Source organism: Corynebacterium sp. HMSC072A04 (assembly GCF_001809235.1).
GTDB classification, from domain to species: domain Bacteria; phylum Actinomycetota; class Actinomycetes; order Mycobacteriales; family Mycobacteriaceae; genus Corynebacterium; species Corynebacterium hiratae.
On sequence record NZ_KV796749.1, the window covers coordinates 20,737 to 37,308 of the forward strand.

Sequence of the window (16,572 nt, forward strand, 5' to 3'; positions counted from 1 at the left end):
AAGTGTACAGATGCCACGCTAGAGCCGCCGCGCTCCCAACTCCTGTGCGAGGAGCTCCATGGCCACCTCCGTGGCGTTGCGGTGGTCCATCTCGCCGGCATTCTGCGCGGCCTCCATCATCTCGCGCTCCTCATCCGCGCGGGTGTACTCCGGCTGCGGAGCGGGAGCTTGCTGAGGCACAGGCTGCTGCGGCGCGGCAGGCGCTTGGCCTGCGCTTTCCGACGCCCCACCCATCCCCGCCGGCGGACCGTACTCCTCCGGTGGGGCTTCGAATTCGCCTTCCTCCGGGCCTGGCTCCGGCGGCAGTGGAACGCCGTTGCCAAACTTGGGAACTTTGGAAAACTCTTCGTCCCGCTGGGCCGCTACTTGGCTCGCTTGCGCGATGCGTGATCGCCATTGGCTACCACGGGCCTCCCTCTTTGGGGGCACCATCGCCCCGCGCGGGGCGACGTCCGGACGTTGTGGTTCTGCCGGCGGCTGCGACTCAGCTGCCTCACGCGGCTGTTCCGTCGTCGTTTCAGACGACGGAGCCTGCTGCCCAATCTGGCGCGGCGCGCCCCACGGGTCATCGCTAGCGTTGCTGGGTTCCTTCGCCTCGGACTCGCTGGGCTTGTCTACTTCTTCAGATTCTGTTGCTGCCGCGGAAGCAGGCACAGTGTCGGAAGAGTGCGAATCAGTAGCGTTGTCCGGAGTCTCCGGACTCTCTGCCTCCTCGTCGGGCTCGGCGGCCTCGCGTGGTGGCTGGTTGGGGTTCCACTGGGTGCGCTGGGCTGGTTCAGCCACCGTGAAGCCGTGGGCCTTCGGGTCGGTGCCGATGACGCACGTGACCTTCAGGTTGCGGTTGAGCTCTTCCTTAAGGACGGTAACGATGACCTCGTTGGTGCCTGGCGAGTTGATGCGTTCCGCCAGCGCGCCGGTGGTGTGGCCAAGAACCAAGGTGTCATCACGCACGCCGAGGACACGGGCTTCGGCGAGCATGATTTCAGCGACCTTGTTCCGGCGCCCAATCGTCGCCCGCAGGTCAGACCAACGCCCGCGAATTTCCGCGGCTGGGTCTTGAGGCTGCTCGGGCTCAGGCTGCTGTTCTTGTGGCTGTCCTTGAGCCTGTTCTTGCCGTTCTTGTAGTTCCGGCTGTTCCGCTTCCTGCGGTTGTTCGTGCTGCTCCTGTTGCTGGTGCTCCGGTCGCTCTTGGTGCTGCTCAGGCTGCTCTGACTGCGGCTCAGGCTGCGCCTCCGGCTGTGCAGGGCGCTCCACCGGTGCCTGAGGCTGCGCAGCCTCAGGGGTTGGGGTCTGCTGCGTCTGCTGGGCTGCTTCTTGAGTCCTTTCGACCTGCTGTGGTTGCTGTTGCTGGGCCTCCTGCTTTGCCGCCTGTCGGCTGCGACGCTGCGCAATGATGGCCGCGGCAGCGGCCGCGGGATCCTGGGCGCTAGCGACCGCAGATTGCTGGCGTTGCGCAGGCGGAGTTCCCTGCCCAGCGGGAGCGGAAGGCTGCACGCCCGCCCCCTGCGGGGCAGCAGTGGGCATCTGACCGGAGGCTGCCGCTGCAGGCCCCGAGCCAACGATGAGGTGCGCACACAGAATTTCTAGGAGCAGCCGTGGGGACGTCGCACCACGAAGGGAGGACACGCGCTCGTTGACGGTTTCCGCCAAGTAGGCCAGCTGTGGGCCGGAGAAGCGTTGCGCCTGGGCAGTGAGGATCTCACCGCGGTCAGTCGGCGCAGAGACTAACCCCTCCTCCAACGCTGAAGGGACGGCCTGCAGGATCATCAAATCCCGCAAACGATCCAAAAGGTCAATGGCAAAGCGGCGAGGGTCGTGGCCGGCCTCAATGACATCGTCGACAAGCCGGAAGAGCCCAGCCTTATCCTGGTTCGCCAGGGATTCAACCGTGTTATCCAACAAGCCTACGTCCGTAACACCCAGAAGTGGACGGGCCACGTCGTAGGTCAGCCCATCGGGGCCTGCGCCCGCCAACAGCTGGTCCAGGATGGACAAGGTATCGCGGGGCGAACCGCCGCCGGCCTGGATGACCATGGGGTACACGGTGTCATCCACGTGGACGTTCTCCGAGGCCACGGTGCGCTCCAGCAGCCCCTTCATCGCCGGCGGAGTCAACAGGCGGAAGGGATAGTGGTGGGTACGCGAACGGATGGTGCCGATGATCTTCTCCGGCTCCGTCGTGGCAAAAATGAAGATCACGTGCTCCGGCGGCTCCTCGACAACCTTGAGCAAGGCGTTCGCACCGGAGGCGGAAATCATGTGGGCCTCATCGATGATGAAGATGCGGTAGCGCGACTCCGCCGGCGCGTAGTAGGCGCGGTCACGCAACTCACGCATGTCCTCGACACCATTGTGAGAGGCGGCGTCGAGCTCCGTGACATCCAAGTTGCCCGGCCCACCCGGGGCCAGCGAGACGCAAGAGTCACACTGCCCGCACGGCGTTGACGTTGGCCCCTGCTCACAGTTCAGCGAGCGGGCCATGATGCGCGCGGACGACGTCTTTCCGCAGCCACGCGGGCCGGAAAAGAGGTACGCATGGTTAATGCGCCCTGCGTCGAGGGCAGCGGATAAAGGCGTGGTGACCTGCTCTTGGCCTACCACTTCCGCGAAAGTTGCTGGACGATATTTCCGGTAAAGAGCCACGGTTAGTCAGTGTAGCGCCTCAACCCGACACGTCACTCCGAGCGCTGCCAATCCAGCAGATCGATGCCTTGCTCTGCCACCGCCTGCTGCAGCGCCGGCACGCCTTCCTCGACGGCGTAGGCATACTCGGCGTCGCTCAGCATGAGCAGTTGGCACACCAGCGTTAGGCGGCCCTCCTCCGCCACCTGCGGGGTCTGGCCGCCCCACAGGTACGGGGCGATGAGCATGCCATGACGCACGCTCAAGTGAGCGAAGCGCTCATCGTCTTCAGCAAAGAGCTTGGGCAAGAGCAGGCCCGGTTGCGCGGGCAACAAGCCTGCGGCTTCCGTGAGCAACGCTGCCGCAGCACTCACTGCGGCAGCCACCTCCACCTGCCCGGTGCGGGCGACGGTGAGGAGCTCACAGCGCACGTCGATGCTTTGCTCGGCGTGCGCTAGCCCGGTGTCGACGGCGGCAAACTCACACGTGACGGCGAGGGACTGATCCCCCTCCAGTGAGGCTAAGCCCAGGCGCTGCCCCTCGACGTTTTTAAACTCGAGGTCAGCCGGGATGATCTGGTCAAGCCAGTAGGCCGTCTCGTCGGAGTTGATTGCCTTATACCCCCAGCTTCTCTAGTGCGGCGAGCAGCACACAGGTGGCCACGCCATCCATGGCTGCCTCAACTTCTTCCTGCGGGGGCAGGGACGGAGCCAAGCGAATGTTGTGGTCCTTCTCGTCCTCGCCGTATGGGTACGCCGAACCAGCCTGGGTCAGGAGAATGCCGGCGTCACGGGCCAGCTCCCACACGCGGGTGGCGGTGCCCTCCATCACGTTGAGGGAGATGAAGTAGCCGCCCTTGGGGTGGGTCCAGTCCGCGATCTCATGGTGGGTGAGGTTCTTATCCAGGATGCGAAGAACCGCCTCGAACTTCGGCGCCAGCAGCGCAGCGTGGCGGCGCATAACCGCGCGCACGCCTTCGGCGGAACCGAAGAACTCGTAGTGCGCAAGCTGGTTGATCTTGTTCGGGCCAATGCCGCGGATACCGGCGTGCTCCAGGTACCACTCGAGGTTATCTTCGGAGGAACCGAAGAAGCTCACTCCGGAGCCAGCGAAGGTGATCTTCGACGACGAGGACATAGCCCAGAAGCGGTCCGGGTTTCCTTCCTGTTCCGCAATCTCCAAAATCGGCAGAACCTCCGGGAAGTCCTCGGTCAGTGTGTGCACGGCATAAGCGTTGTCCCACACGATGCGGAAGTCCGGTGCGCCGGTCTCCATCGCAGCGAGGCGGCGGGTCTTCTCTTCCGAGATGACGGCACCCGTGGGGTTGGAGAACATCGGCACAACCCACATGCCCTTAACCTGCGGGTCCTTGGCCAGCTCCTCGACTGCTTCGATGTCCGGGCCATCTTCTTCCATCGGCACCGAAATCAGCTCGAAGCCGAAGGACTCCGTGATGGCGAAGTGGCGGTCATATCCCGGGGTGGGGCAGATCCACTTGATGGTCTCTTCCTTGGACCACGGCTTCTCAGAGCTGTTGGTGCCGAAGGTGTAGGCCCACAGGATGAGGTCATACATGATGTTCAGGGAGGAAGAGTCCGCCGCAATGAGGAGCTCCGGATCCATGTTGGTGAGCTTGCCCCACAGATCGCGCAGCTCCTTGATGCCCTTCTGGTTGCCGTAGTTGCGCAGGTCATTACCCGCAGCATCGGTGTAGTGGCCGCGCCCCGGCAGAACGAGCAGATCGTTGGACAGATCAAGCTGCGCCTTGGACGGCTTACCGCGGGTCAAGTCAAGATCCAACCCCTCAGCCTTGAGGGCCTCGTAGTCCTTGCGCACCTGCGCGGCAAGCTCATCAAGCTCGGACTTTTCAAGATTAAGAAGAGACATCCGTCTTCCTTCCGGGACGTAGTGCGGACATATGGCAACCATACTAACGCCCCGTCACATCCCCCGTGTGAAAGCACACAAATAAAAAGGGGACCCCGCGCACCCGCCAGAGCCTCCTGACCCTTGCTGCATTCCTGCCCTGGGGGAGTTCAGAGGATGGACGCCACGCGGAATCCTGCGGTCTAGCCTAGCGCGCCTTGCTTGCCGACGCCAAACCGCTCCCCCACCACCCAGCTCCCCACTCCGCTTCCAAGCGCGCTTTCCGCCTCAAGCCACTACATCCTTAACTTTTTCGCCCTGACCTGGCGATTTTGCTTCATTAGGGGGCTCATGTAATGTTTTCCAGCGGAGGATTCGACTAGCGGCCTATGTCACACGCCTGGAACGCGTGCGGGAGTCACATCCCTCAGGGGTTCAAATCCCCTATCCTCCGCCACTGGGAAGTCCCCCTGGATGTCATCATCCAGGGGGACTTCTTCTTTATCCGGAGCCAAGCCCCCGTTTCACCACGTATAGAACTCCAAGATGTTTCCGTCTGGATCCGAAATGTAGGCGGAATAAGAACCCCATGGCATTTTCTTCGGTGAGGCAGAAGCCTCGCGATAGGAATCTGGAAGTTGACTCCAGTACTCGTCGACGTCCTCGACAGAAAACTGGATTACTGCTCCGCCGGGGGTCGCCGGACTAGTGTTAGTGGCTGAAGCAAAAGCTGAAGAATCGAATACGCCAATTACGCTGTCATCAAACGACACTTCAAAATATCCTTCTCCAGCAGACAATGGCTTTACCTCGGAGTTTGGAAGTTGATGGTAGAACTCCCATGAGGCTTCGATATTGCGGGTCAAGATTGTCAAATGATCGAATCGCATGATTGGAATAACCTTTCTCGCTGGGCCAAAGATTTGTTGCGATTATTCCAAATACCCTTTGCACGTGTGCGGTATTAGAAGTCGAGGCTATTGGATTCTTCATGCGGTGACTTGGAGCCTTCAAGCAAAGGAACCAAAGTAAAGGCACCATTTGCGGGGACTAGGATGGAAAACCCCAGGTGATTGCGTGCGGAGTTTCGCATAAGGTGTCAGTACTTTGGTTCCTTTGCGGCTGAGGGAGGCACCTCATCGAACGTCCATGGTCAACCGCCCCTAATCGAACTCGGGGGCCTCGAAGCCGTCTTCCTTGAGCCACTCCACGTGTGGCGGGGTATTCATGCCCCATTCCGTGCGGACGAGCAGGAAAGCCTCTTTCACCTCGTCCTCGCCATAGCCGCCATCGCGCAGGAACTGGCGGAAGCCGCGGGGGCCAGGTTCTTTGATCCACAGCCACACGTAGTCATCCAGCGTGCTATCACCCAGGATGTCCTCCATGCCCGCTGGCAGCAGCTCACGCCCGGCGCGCACGCGCTCCTCCAAGTCAGCATCGAAGAAGTCGTAGAGATAATCCAGGCCGTCTTCCAGCTGAGCGTACTCATAGGCGTCCATTGATTCGCTCCTCTCGCCACCATTCTTAGTCACGGATCAGCACTCCCCTCAACTGTGTTTCTTTGCGCCGAGGGACATCCGGTCGACGTCGGCAAGCACTTCGTCCACAATCATCGGGTTGAATTCCCTATCGCGGCGCAGGCGCAGCAACTCTTGCTGGGCGCCGGCAAGGGCTGTTCGCCGTGCCGCGAGGGCCACCTCACGGGCCTCGATGGCCATGCGCAGACGAGTTGTAGCGTCCTCACCGTCCTCGTCCTCACCGAGGCGGTCCTCAAACCATTGGGCAATATTTGCCGCAGTGTCGGGGTCCAGTTCCTCATACTTCGCGCGCATCGCAGCAATGCCGGCTTTACGCGCGCGGGAGGTAATGGTCGCGCGCATTTTATCCGTGGCTGCCTGCGAATACGTAGTGAGGTCGAGCTGACGCATAAGCCACGGCAGCAACAAGCCGGGAATCACCATGGTCATGAGCAGCACCACGAGGGCGATAACGGTCAACTCGTTATAGAAGCTCAAACCACTTGGAACAGACAGAACCAGCGCAAGAGTCACCAAACCGCGCATGCCGGACCACGTCATAAGCAGCACTTCCTGCAGGCGCTGCGGCGCCAGGCGTGGCTTCCCGCGGCGCCTATTAATGAGATAGAAGGCGTACATCCACACCAAGCGCACGAGGAAGGCAACAACGGACAGGATGACGCCGATGATGACCGCATGCCAGAGGTCCGCACCCGCGGCGTCGATGGCGCTGAACACGGTCAAGCCAATGAGGCCGAAAGCCACACCCGTGAAAAGTAGCTCGACGGTCTCCCAGAATGACTGGCCGGAGAGGCGGTCCTCCGCCTGAATCGGCGCGCGGGAGTGCAGTTCCACCGCAGCAATCACCACAGCGATGACACCGGAGGCACCGAGCTCCTCCGCGGCGATGTACACGGCAAAAGGAATCACCCACGTCAACGCGTTGCGAGCGATAACCTCGTGAACCGCGCCGACGAACCACGAAGACACGCGCCCCACGACGAGCCCGAGAATGGTGGCTACCGCCGCGGAGTAGAGGAAACTCGTCACCGCTTCCCCGGCGTGCATCTCCCCCGAGCTCGTCACGGCTTCCAGGGCGAGGTGGAAGGCCACAATAGACGCAGCATCATTGAACAGGCCCTCAATCTGCAGCACGGAAATGATGCGCCGCGGGATACCGGCTGGTTCTGCCACGGCCTCGACGGCCACCGGATCTGGCGGGGCAATCGCGGCGCCGATAAGGATGGCGGCAGCGAGCCCCAAGCCCGGCATGAAAGCACGGGCGGTGAATCCCACCGCCAGGGTCGTAGCCACCACGAGCAGCACGGACAGAGCCAGGATGGTCATCCACTGCTCACGAATGACACCCCACGATGTTCTCCTTGCCAGCGCCCACAACAATGGCGGCAAGAAGATGGGAAGAATGAGGTCAGCAGGCACGGAGAATTCAAATGTGCCATTCGAGAAAGTGGCGTACACCGAAACCGCCACCGCCGTAAGGATAGTCAAAAGCGCCGGCCAGGGAAGTCCTATTTTGTCCCCTACCGCCTTGACGATGACGGTCAACAGCATCAGGCCAATAAGGACAAACAAAACTTCCATGCTGAGCTTCTCTCTCCGTTAAATTTTTTGTTCTCAGACTACCGCTGTACAGCCGGCGAGGGGGAGGAGCTACACAGCGCCATCCCAGACGAAGGCCTCCCGCGATAGCTTCTCCGGCTGAAACTGTTGGCACAGCTCCTGTACGGAAGAGGCCTCATACCCTAAGGAGTGGGCCAAGAGCTTGACGACGTCCCCCGCATCCCTACCGTGCCCATCGAGCAGCTGACGCAGGGTCACCGCCCCATCGCGCTTGGACAAACGCACACCCTCAGCGTTGAGCACGAGCGGCACGTGGACGAACTCCGGCTCCGGATAGCCCAGCTTGTGCGCCAGGTAGGCCTGGCGCGGGGCCGAAGACAGTAGATCATCACCGCGCACGATCTGATCGACGCCTTGGAAGGCATCATCAACAACAACCGCCAGGTTATAGGCCCAGTCCATGCCCTGGTTCGGATCCGCTGGGGGCTGGCCGCCACGGCGCAGGATGAAGTCATCCACCTCCCCGGTGTACTCGCCGGCGAGGGCATCGTGGATGGTGAAGGAGGAGGCGTCGGCGCGCAGGCGTATGGCTGGCACGCGGTTTTGAGCAGCCAGCTCGGCGCGCTTGGCGGCCCGTTCATCGTCGCTAAGCGCGCGGCAGGTGCCCGGGTACTGTCCTGGGATGGCGTGTGGGGCGCGGGAGGCTTCCTGGATGTCCTTGCGCGAGCAGTAGCACTCAAAGGTGGGAAGCTGGGCGAGTGCCTTCTCATAAGCCGCGTAGCGATCCTGCTGGTAGATGACCTCCCCATCCCAGTCCAAGCCGAGCGCGGCGAGGTCCTCCAGCTGGCGCTGCGCCGACTCCCGCGAGGAGCGCTGCGTGTCAATGTCCTCCACGCGCATAAGAAAGCGGCGCCCGCTGCTCCTGGCGTAGAGCCAAGCCAGCAACGCCGTGCGGAGGTTACCCAGATGCAGATCGCCGGACGGGCTCGGGGCATAGCGCCCGGCGGGGCTGAGAGAATCCATGCCCACCAGTCTACGAGGAGGCCCGCGCGCGTCGGAGTCCTCTACTAGAATCTCCCCCATGGCTTCTGACGCGACGTATCCCCTGCTTGATTCTGCCGACGCCGAGCGTATGCTCGCTTATGCGCGTGCCCAGGCGCCGGGGCTTTCTCTTCCCACCGTTGAGTCCGCCCACATTGACAAGCAGATCGACCGCGTGCTGTCCAACGACACGTTCCAAGGCTGTGCGGAGGATGCCGTCCCTGCCGCCCACTACTTGGAGGCGCGGGAGACACTTCGCGTGGCTGCTGGCACCATCGAGAACATCGACGATTCCCTCACCATTGCCTCGATTGGAGCGCTGACCGGGCAGCCGTCTCTCGTAGCTACTGGCTATACGCGTGTGGCCCGCGCATGGTTGGATAACGACAACACCGAAGAAGCAGAGAAATTTGCGGCCAAGGCAGCAGCGGCTGGTGACGACACCGCGCTGGGCGAGATCGCCGCAGCTCGCACCGCGGCCAGCCACAAGGATTTCTCCGAGTCCGCCCCCGCTAGCGAGAATGCATCAATCAGCCCCGACAGCACGACGTCGCTCTCGGATCTGCAGGAACTTCTAGATTTCGCAAAGAACGGCGATGCAAAGGCGCATGCGGCCGACTTCGTGGCTGTCAACGACGCTGTGACCGGAGGCAAATTCGACGGAGCGGGTGCCACGATGGCCGCAATCCTTCAAGCCATCCTCGAATCGGCCGTGGGCGCACTCTGGGCATCCAACTCTGCCGCCGACTGTGAACGCGTGGCTGCGCAGTCCTTCACCATCCTCTCCAACGCACGCAGCGACGAGGATTACCAGCAGCTCCCAGCGCCCATGCTGGCCCGCTTCTACAGCGATGCCGCACAACACTCCCCTGACGATGTAGAGCAGCGCGTGGCCTGCTTTGCCGCCGCTGCCCGCGAGTACCAACGTTGCGGCGACCTCGACGGTGAGCTGCACGCCCTCCTCAAGACCGTGGCCCTCGATGTTCGCCACCGCGATCCGGAGGAGGCCTACGACATCCTGGCCTCACGCTATGTGGACTCCACGAAGCTCAAGAGCCTCCCCGTAGCCGCCAAGTGGACCGTTCTGTATTCCGAGAGCCTGCGCACGCAGGCTCAGGACATGTTTAAATCCACCCAGGTGTTGCTCGACTTCTTGGAGAAGCACCCCGCGTCCCAGGCCACCACGTCTTCGGAGCAAAACGCCATGGCGGAGGTAGCTGAGCTTCTTGGGGATCGCTACACCGCCGCCAACGCGGCAGACCGCGCGCGCAACATGTATCACTTTGCGTTTAACCTGTTTGCCGCAGCGGGCAATTCCCGCGCGCTCGAGGAACTGCGCAAGAAGGCCTAAGCCACACGCGTACAAGGCCTAACGCTGTCGTTCTTGCCCACCAAACCACTGCCGGTTCGCCGGCAACCACAGCAGAACGATGACTGCCGCGGAGACGATCGACGCGGGCATCACCGAACTCAGTGGAATGAGCAATACCACGATGGCGCTGATAGCGGTCAAGGCAATCCGCGCCGACTGCTGCGCGTGCAGCACATAGGTCGTGATGACACACACGAGAAGGACCAGCACGCCCAGCAGCACGCCGAGCTCCGTGGAGAGCTGGTCCGTGCGGCTTACCGCCGCCGGGCTGTTTTCAAAGGCCACGAGCCGGCAGATGTTGTAGACGGCGTAGCTGGTGATGAAGATCTCCAGCACCGCTGCGACCTTCAGCGGCCACGGTGCCCACTGTGCCTTCATATCGGCGGCGCGGCGGGCCTGGCGGACGGTGTCGCTGACCTGCCCATAGCGATAGTCCGGCGCGGTCCCGGCAGGCGAGCCCGGCTGCGGTGCTCCTGGGGACTGCGGGCTGCCGAAAGTCATGACACGTCCTGCACAAAAACGCCGCGGCGGCTGAGCAGCCAGCGGATGGGATCCAGCACGCGATAGGGCGCAATGCCGCTGCGCGCCAGCTGGCGGCCCGTCGGGGCCTCCCCCAAGGCGGAGACCACGAAGAAGCTGCCATCGCGCGGCGCGGCTGAATAGAGCTTGTTGATCAGATCGTTGGCGCCCAAGAAGCGCAAGAGCGATTCCGCTTCGAGGTGAACCATCCAACGGTCCGAATCGCGGAAATTCCACCCGGTGTCGCGGCGGAAGGCAGCACCGCGGTTGGCCATGAGCTTCTTCCACCGCACGTCATCCACCTGCTCTAGCTTCTGCACCGTGTCAAACTTCGAGATGGTCACCGCGAGCGGCGGCGGGGTATCCGTATCGAGCAAATCCAGCAGGTTATCCAGGACCCGCAAAGAGTCCGCGCCCAGTTCACCAATGTTGGGAATCAGGCCGTGGATAAAATCCTGAATCTGCTGCACGCGGAGCGGATCGAAAAGGAAAATCACCAAATCCGCGTGCGAGAAGAACGCCAGGTTCTCCCGGTCCGCCTCGTTTTCCGGAGGGTTCTCCAAGTCCTCGCCCGCCACGTCACGGAAGACCAGGTAATTCATGCGCTCGCGGCCCTGCTCATCCGGCCACTTACCGAGTTCAAAAATCAGCGGATCGCGCTGGTAGGCGTCGGTAGCCACCGCACTTGGTGTGGGGTCCATGGCACGCATCTCCTCAAAGAGCGGCCGCTCATAAACCTCCGCGTAACGCTCGCGCGTGGATTCATCCGCCGCTTGGACGGAGCGATTGTGCTTGTGCGCCAGCTGCTTGAGCTGCTTGATCATCACTGCGGTGTAGAGCGACTTACCGGAGTTACGCGCACCGGCCATGGCCACGCAATGCGTCACGGCGTCGGTCCATCCCTGCGGCAGCTCGCGGTTAGTGTACGGACTCACCGTCACACCATCCTCGAGCGGTTTAAAGGTCCACGGGCAACGTGCCTGGCTCATTAGTTCCTCTCTTTCAGCATGGCGGTGACGCGATCGGTCAGTTCCGAAAGCTCCGTGTTGGCGCCGGTATCGAGCTGCTTGACGACGTCCCCGTCGATCACCGCGTACGCCACATGAGCCGGGGTTCCGTTGATGTGCGCAAGCTCCAACTCCTGGCACCCGATGGCGCTCGTGATGAGCACGACGGTAGGCACCTGGGTTTCCAGCATGGAAGCCACTGGGGAATCGGTGACGTAGATAGCAAGAGAGGCTGTAGAAGCCACCGTCGGCCCACGCCACGGGCGCTGTCCGACGCGCTCCGCTCCGTTATCGATAACGCCCGCGATGAAGCGCGTGAGCTCGTCTACCTTGTGGGTCTCGATGCTGTCCTGGCCGTCGGTGGCGCGGAAGTGCCGGAAGGCATCGGAGAGCGCATCGATGTATTTGGCGGCCGCCTCAACGATCTTCGGTGTGACGTTGACCTGCATGGAGGCGGAACCATCGACGACCACGGTAACGGCATCGAGGCCAGCGACGTCCAGCTCCGCGCGGCGCATCTTGGAGCGCACCTCGCGGGCGGAGTCGGTAATTCCGGCGCCCTCGGTCGTGCCGAATGCTTCCAGACGGTAGCTGCCGGATTCCGGGGTGACCTCGGCGAGGCGCTCGGCGGAGTCCTCGGCGGCGTCGATAAGCACGCGCGGGAACGTCACCGAGTCGCCCGCGTTGCTCACCGTCAGGCGCACCTCGCTGCGCAGGCCGAAGGTCCCATTCCCCTTCGGGCGCACAACGATGGTGGCGCGCTCGGGAAGGGAGTGCACCATGAGGGAGAGATCGTGGACGCGCACGGCGTCAACGCCCTCCCCCAGGATCGCCAGCTCCATCGAGGCGCCGCCGGTTCCCATCTCGAAGGCTTCGACGCGCAGGATGCCGTCTGAGCCGATGCGGCGGGACTCGCCGTCCCGCAGTGTGTATTTAGCCATGACGCTTCTTTCCTTCTCTTACCTTCCGTGGAATCCCGTGTTTCGCCCGTGCTCATTGGGAGCTGCGCCTCGGTGCTGCCACGCTGTGTGCTGTGCAAACTGCGCTGGCCCCGGCCGTTGCTGCAGGGGAGCTGAGCGCTCCGCCAGCAACTGTGTCGTACCATCCAGCAACATGGCGACGCGCCCCGTGGCGTAGCGCTCGCAATGCTCCAGCGCGATGACTCCCGCAAAATGCGTAGCGGTGAGGTACCCAATGTGCTCGAGTTCGCGGTTCTCCCAAGGCTGCAGTGCGTCTTCTGCCAAGAGGTTGAAATCCCGCGGGAAGTAGAACACCCAGGAGGCCACTATCGCGGACATCAACACCTTGTCCAGCCCCTCCCCCAACGAAGATTTATCAAGGTAGGCCAACTGGATTGAGCGGCCGCGGTTGACATCAAGGTGCTCGATCCACCAGCGCGGATCGAATTCCCGAAGCTTGTGCCACTCCTCGGCGCTGAGCCCAGGAACGTTGGCATTGCCGCCGGCAGCTCCTTGTGGCTGCGCCTGGCCGGCGGATGCTTCTCCCCCGGGTTCTGGTGCGGCCTCCGGTGTAGTGGCGAAGGGGTTCTCCTGCGGTGTGTTCGGCGCGGGGTTATCAAGCGGATTCGGCGGAAAGCCTGCCGGGGATTCGGCCGACGCCGCAAAAGGCGAGGACTCCGTCAGTGGTGCCCCAAAGTCCGCTGGATCCTTGCCCCAGGAATCATCAAAGCTCGGTGTGGTGGCCTGCTCGGGTGTGGTGTCGGCCGCAGCGTCCTGCTTGGTCTGCTCCTCCTGTGGCTCCGGGGCCACAGCCTCAGCTTCTTCCGCAGCACGTGCTTCATAAGCGCTGACGTCTGGCAGGGCTTCATCGAGCGCAAACACGACTGGATTGCCTGGGATGGTGGTTTCCGCCAAGCGCTGCTTTTCACTCGGCGGCACCACGAGCATGGTGGATGTGCTCAGCGGGAACTCATTAATGGCAGCTGCCTTCTCAAACGTGGAGAACCCGAAACCGTCCTCTCCCACCTCGCGGGCGGTGGCGGCAATCCACAACGCAGCTTGGTTGTCGGGCGCGACGAGAATAACTAAGCCATTGCGGGAGTTCAACACCGTCGCCATGGCAGAGACCAGCGCGCGGTTGAAGGTTGGGTTCGGGTTCGGGCTCACCGCTTTGAACGGCGCGGGAAGCTTGTCTGGGTGGCGGAACTCCCCATCCAGGAATTCCTCCAGCAGCACATCCGAGTGCAGCGGGCCGCGCGCCGAGATCTCCTCCGGTATCTGCACCTTATCCACCTCATAGATGGAAAAGGGCGCTGGAACGTCGGGAGAAAACAGGACCGTCGCCGGTGCCGGCGGGGTTCCCGTGCGCGAAATCGACGTGTACGTAAAGACGTTGCCACCGCGGCCGGTCGCATCCAGCCCGGCAGGGACAGACACCATGGTGACCCACTTTTCTGCCTCAGGAGTCAACGCGAAAACCGCGGTACGGCGGACCAGCTCCGCGCGCTGCTGGGCGGAGGGAAAATCCGGGATCGTCGTGCCGTTGTTGAGTGATGTCGGTACGAAGGACACCAGCTCGGCCAACTCCTCCTGGGTGATATCGCCGGTTTTCTGCCCTACTCCCCAGCCGCCGGCGCGGCCGTTGGCGCGGGAGAATGATGCATAGCTAAATGCGCCGCCCATACCTACTGGCCCCCTTGGTAGTACTGGTCCTGGCTGTAATCTAGACCGTAATTCTGCTGGTCATAGCTCTGCTGTTCATACTGTTGCTGACCGTAGTTCTGGTCATAGTGGGGAGTCTGATTCTGCATTGGTGGGTACAGCACCAGCCTGTAGGACACATCGCCTTCCACCACCACGGCTTTATCCAGTGCGCTCAGCGTGGGGGCGGGGTCGCTGTAGCTTTCGGAGAAACTGCTGAAGGCATCCTGCCCGCCGAAGCTATCGAAAGAACTATCAACGTGGCTGTCAAAGCCCTCAACCGCAAAGAGGCGGATAAAACCCCCGCGCTGGACGTGCTCACCAATTGACACCGTGAAATCCGGATGCTGCCCACGCATCGGGCCTAAACCATGAGCAACGTGCGTGGCGCTCTGCAGGTTGGTCTCCACGATGCCGAGTGCCTCACCGTCTTCGGGGAAAAGCGGCAGACGGTCAGCACGGTAGACCACCTGGCAGGAGAACTGGCGCTTATCACCGTTACCCAAACTCCACAGGAACACCCGGACCTGGCCTTGGGAGTAATCGACCTCGAAGTCATACGTCACCGGGCGCAGACCCTCGTACTGAATCACACGTTCATCGCCCTCGGTGCGCTTACCAGCGAAGACCGCATAGGGCCGCAGCCGCACGGTATCGCCATGCTGATCCAAGTGCAGGCGGATGCCTCCCTGGAGGTCGTAGTCCTCTTCGCGAATCTGGTCGTGCTCGCGGTTGGTGGAGTACTCCACGGCGGTCGCGCCCTTCGGCCAGTCGAAGGTAACAAGCTGGCTATCCACGCGCTCAATGAGACGGAACTGATCATCTCCAATGGACTGCACGCGCTGCAAAACCTTGGATTCGCCGACCCAGGCATCAGCGTCGTTGAAGTTCACCGGGGTGATGTAAACCTCGTACCAATCCGGCGGCCACGGCACCGTCGTGGTTTGGAAGGAGCCCGGCTCAGACACGCCGCGCGTCTCACTGATAGCACTCGACAACGCACTTTCGACGTACGTCTTCGGCACCGCCGACGTACGCAGATCCGCCTGCGGGGCGGTCGGCGTGAGATAGATTTTTACCTCACCGGTCTTGGGCGAATACCAGTCCACCTCAATGGAATCTTGGCCATAATCGCTGCGCCGCTCGCAACGTGAGAGCTCCAGTTTTTCAAGCTCGCTAGCCAGCTTCACCGAACGCTGAACGGCAACCTCGTCTTGGCTCTGCTCGGTAGCGCCGTGAAACTCCGCTTGGCCCAGCAGGGAAATGACCACGGTCTGCCCGGCTTCCTGCACCGGGATGGTGGCCTTGCGCCCGCTGCTATCCACGTCTTGTTCGAAGCGCGGGGAAAGCTTTTCCTTCTCACTATCCCGGCACGCATAAACCATGGCGCTCGAGTGCCCCGGCAGCAGGTCCCAGGACACTTGGATAGCACCCTTGATAGTGGAAACCTGGACGTTGACCGGTGGGAAAACCACGCCGGTGTCTCCCATAAAGACCGGCTGGCTGTTGATGAGCTCACGAAGGTCCCGGCCCTTGTAGGCCCACACCGCGTAGTGGCGCAGACCTGCCTCGCCCGGGGTGTGGTCACGGTAGGCGGTCCCCTTGGTGTAGACGAGGGTGTCGCCCGCGTCGGGTGAGGCAACCATCTCAGAATCATCGGCTACCACTCGGTAGAAGACCACCTCATCCGGCGCGTGGTCCAGCTCAGGCCACCACAAGCGCACCGGATGGCGCTGGTCGGTGTCCTCTGGAACCGGTTCTGGTTCCACGCCATAGCCAGGCTCTTCTTGAGAATCCTGTTCCGGCTGTGCCTCAAGCGGTACCTCAACCTCGAAGTTGATGCCCGGTGGAACCCAGTCTGGTTCTTGGCGGTACTGATACTCCGCCCGGATACCGAAGCCCGGGATAGTGATGTAGTCCTCTTCGTTGACCTGAGTCTTTTGCTCCTCCTCGGCCTGCAGTGCTTCCCACTCAGCGAAGAAGTCGCGAGGACCTGCCGACACAGACTGTGCCTTCTGTGTCTGCTGTGGCTGGGGGAATGCCGGGGCTGCCTCCACTCGTGCCGCTTCTTCTCGCGCCGCCTCTTGTTGTGCAGCGCGTTCACGCGCGACTTCTTCTTGTGCCGCGCGCTCGCGCGCGGCACGTTCACGCGCGGCACGTTCTTCCTGCGTCACCGCAGCGTTGCGCGCCTGCGCACTCAGCTCCGGATGGGCCACCTCCTCGCCGTTGAACGTGGCGGCGATCTGTTCAGCGAACTGCCTAAACGGTGCTGATACAGCGTCGCGCACATCATCGGCGCTCACGCGTTTGAGCTCGTGCAGGGTGCTCAGCTCACTCAGCGGTACGTCCGCAATCGAAGGTTTCGGGTTGTGTGTCATCAACGTTCC

The 16,572-nt window shown here is 62.2% G+C and carries 13 protein-coding genes, 1 tRNA gene and 1 other RNA gene; 2 read left to right on the forward strand and 13 right to left on the reverse strand.

Annotation, left to right across the window (positions count from 1 at the left end; genetic code table 11):
• Positions 1 to 18 precede the first annotated feature (18 nt).
• From HMPREF2565_RS02415 to ffs, 4 genes are all read right to left on the reverse strand, one after another.
• Positions 19 to 2,643, reverse strand: a complete 2,625-nt coding sequence (locus HMPREF2565_RS02415; RefSeq protein ID WP_070509684.1) for a DNA polymerase III subunit gamma and tau — start codon at positions 2,641 to 2,643, stop codon at positions 19 to 21.
• 32 nt (positions 2,644 to 2,675) lie between these two features.
• The gene (locus HMPREF2565_RS02420) at positions 2,676 to 3,053 is read right to left on the reverse strand and encodes a suppressor of fused domain protein (RefSeq protein ID WP_232751585.1); all 378 of its coding nucleotides are present in this window, start codon (positions 3,051 to 3,053) and stop codon (positions 2,676 to 2,678) included.
• Between the two features lie 184 nt (positions 3,054 to 3,237).
• Positions 3,238 to 4,509 (reverse strand): aspartate aminotransferase type Ic, encoded by a 1,272-nt coding sequence (locus HMPREF2565_RS02425; protein ID WP_046648836.1) that lies wholly within the window; start codon positions 4,507 to 4,509, stop codon positions 3,238 to 3,240.
• Positions 4,510 to 4,590: 81 nt separating this feature from the next.
• Positions 4,591 to 4,689, reverse strand: an RNA gene (ffs, locus tag HMPREF2565_RS02430) — signal recognition particle sRNA small type.
• A 167-nt stretch (positions 4,690 to 4,856) separates the two neighbouring features.
• Here ffs and HMPREF2565_RS02435 point away from each other — a divergent pair.
• Positions 4,857 to 4,945: transfer RNA gene (locus tag HMPREF2565_RS02435), tRNA-Ser, on the forward strand.
• 67 nt (positions 4,946 to 5,012) lie between these two features.
• Here the strand turns inward: HMPREF2565_RS02435 and HMPREF2565_RS13305 are convergent.
• The 4 genes from HMPREF2565_RS13305 to gluQRS all read right to left on the reverse strand — a co-directional run bounded on the left by HMPREF2565_RS13305 (position 5,013) and on the right by gluQRS (position 8,609).
• A complete protein-coding gene (locus HMPREF2565_RS13305) occupies positions 5,013 to 5,378 on the reverse strand; it encodes a VOC family protein (RefSeq protein WP_083306500.1) in 366 nt (121 codons plus the stop codon).
• A 273-nt stretch (positions 5,379 to 5,651) separates the two neighbouring features.
• A complete protein-coding gene (locus HMPREF2565_RS02440; RefSeq protein WP_070509682.1) occupies positions 5,652 to 5,987 on the reverse strand; it encodes a hypothetical protein in 336 nt (111 codons plus the stop codon).
• Between the two features lie 48 nt (positions 5,988 to 6,035).
• Positions 6,036 to 7,607, reverse strand: a complete 1,572-nt coding sequence (locus tag HMPREF2565_RS02445) for a cation:proton antiporter (protein ID WP_070509680.1) — start codon at positions 7,605 to 7,607, stop codon at positions 6,036 to 6,038.
• 69 nt (positions 7,608 to 7,676) lie between these two features.
• Positions 7,677 to 8,609: a tRNA glutamyl-Q(34) synthetase GluQRS gene (gluQRS, locus tag HMPREF2565_RS02450; RefSeq protein ID WP_070509699.1), complete on the reverse strand. Its 933-nt coding sequence runs from the start codon at positions 8,607 to 8,609 to the stop codon at positions 7,677 to 7,679.
• A gap of 58 nt (positions 8,610 to 8,667) precedes the next feature.
• Between gluQRS and HMPREF2565_RS02455 the strand changes: the two genes are divergently transcribed.
• A complete protein-coding gene (locus HMPREF2565_RS02455) occupies positions 8,668 to 9,978 on the forward strand; it encodes a hypothetical protein (RefSeq protein ID WP_049157807.1) in 1,311 nt (436 codons plus the stop codon).
• Between the two features lie 18 nt (positions 9,979 to 9,996).
• Here HMPREF2565_RS02455 and HMPREF2565_RS02460 read toward each other — a convergent pair whose 3' ends face one another.
• Genes HMPREF2565_RS02460 through HMPREF2565_RS02480 form a run of 5 tightly spaced genes read right to left on the reverse strand, consistent with a single transcriptional unit; the run spans position 9,997 to position 16,563 of the window.
• Positions 9,997 to 10,500, reverse strand: a complete 504-nt coding sequence (locus tag HMPREF2565_RS02460; RefSeq protein WP_070509678.1) for a hypothetical protein — start codon at positions 10,498 to 10,500, stop codon at positions 9,997 to 9,999.
• Positions 10,497 to 11,507 (reverse strand): TRAFAC clade GTPase domain-containing protein, encoded by a 1,011-nt coding sequence (locus HMPREF2565_RS02465; RefSeq protein ID WP_046648844.1) that lies wholly within the window; start codon positions 11,505 to 11,507, stop codon positions 10,497 to 10,499. The genes HMPREF2565_RS02460 and HMPREF2565_RS02465 overlap by 4 nt, the downstream gene beginning before the upstream one ends.
• The gene (locus HMPREF2565_RS02470; protein ID WP_071406822.1) at positions 11,507 to 12,466 is read right to left on the reverse strand and encodes a hypothetical protein; all 960 of its coding nucleotides are present in this window, start codon (positions 12,464 to 12,466) and stop codon (positions 11,507 to 11,509) included. Before HMPREF2565_RS02470 ends, HMPREF2565_RS02465 begins: the two co-directional genes overlap by 1 nt.
• 18 nt (positions 12,467 to 12,484) lie before the next feature.
• On the reverse strand, positions 12,485 to 14,167 hold the full coding sequence (locus HMPREF2565_RS02475) for a GAP1-N2 domain-containing protein (protein WP_070509672.1): 1,683 nt from the start codon (positions 14,165 to 14,167) through the stop codon (positions 12,485 to 12,487).
• A gap of 2 nt (positions 14,168 to 14,169) precedes the next feature.
• Positions 14,170 to 16,563: a SaeA-related protein gene (locus HMPREF2565_RS02480; protein ID WP_070821466.1), complete on the reverse strand. Its 2,394-nt coding sequence runs from the start codon at positions 16,561 to 16,563 to the stop codon at positions 14,170 to 14,172.
• Between the last annotated feature and the right edge of the window lie 9 nt (positions 16,564 to 16,572).

What these genes read in the sequence shown, in the direction of transcription:
- HMPREF2565_RS02425 (WP_046648836.1), bottom strand. Translation starts at nt 4,509, where the DNA reads ATGTCTCTTCTTAATCTTGAAAAGTCCGAGCTTGATGAGCTTGCCGCG.
- HMPREF2565_RS13305 (WP_083306500.1), bottom strand. Translation starts at nt 5,378, where the DNA reads ATGCGATTCGATCATTTGACAATCTTGACCCGCAATATCGAAGCCTCA.
- HMPREF2565_RS02440 (WP_070509682.1), bottom strand. Translation starts at nt 5,987, where the DNA reads ATGGACGCCTATGAGTACGCTCAGCTGGAAGACGGCCTGGATTATCTC.
- HMPREF2565_RS02445 (WP_070509680.1), bottom strand. Translation starts at nt 7,607, where the DNA reads ATGGAAGTTTTGTTTGTCCTTATTGGCCTGATGCTGTTGACCGTCATC.
- gluQRS (WP_070509699.1), bottom strand. Translation starts at nt 8,609, where the DNA reads ATGGATTCTCTCAGCCCCGCCGGGCGCTATGCCCCGAGCCCGTCCGGC.
- HMPREF2565_RS02455 (WP_049157807.1), top strand. Translation starts at nt 8,668, where the DNA reads ATGGCTTCTGACGCGACGTATCCCCTGCTTGATTCTGCCGACGCCGAG.
- HMPREF2565_RS02460 (WP_070509678.1), bottom strand. Translation starts at nt 10,500, where the DNA reads ATGACTTTCGGCAGCCCGCAGTCCCCAGGAGCACCGCAGCCGGGCTCG.
- HMPREF2565_RS02465 (WP_046648844.1), bottom strand. Translation starts at nt 11,507, where the DNA reads ATGAGCCAGGCACGTTGCCCGTGGACCTTTAAACCGCTCGAGGATGGT.
- HMPREF2565_RS02470 (WP_071406822.1), bottom strand. Translation starts at nt 12,466, where the DNA reads ATGGCTAAATACACACTGCGGGACGGCGAGTCCCGCCGCATCGGCTCA.
- HMPREF2565_RS02475 (WP_070509672.1), bottom strand. Translation starts at nt 14,167, where the DNA reads ATGGGCGGCGCATTTAGCTATGCATCATTCTCCCGCGCCAACGGCCGC.
- HMPREF2565_RS02480 (WP_070821466.1), bottom strand. Translation starts at nt 16,563, where the DNA reads ATGACACACAACCCGAAACCTTCGATTGCGGACGTACCGCTGAGTGAG.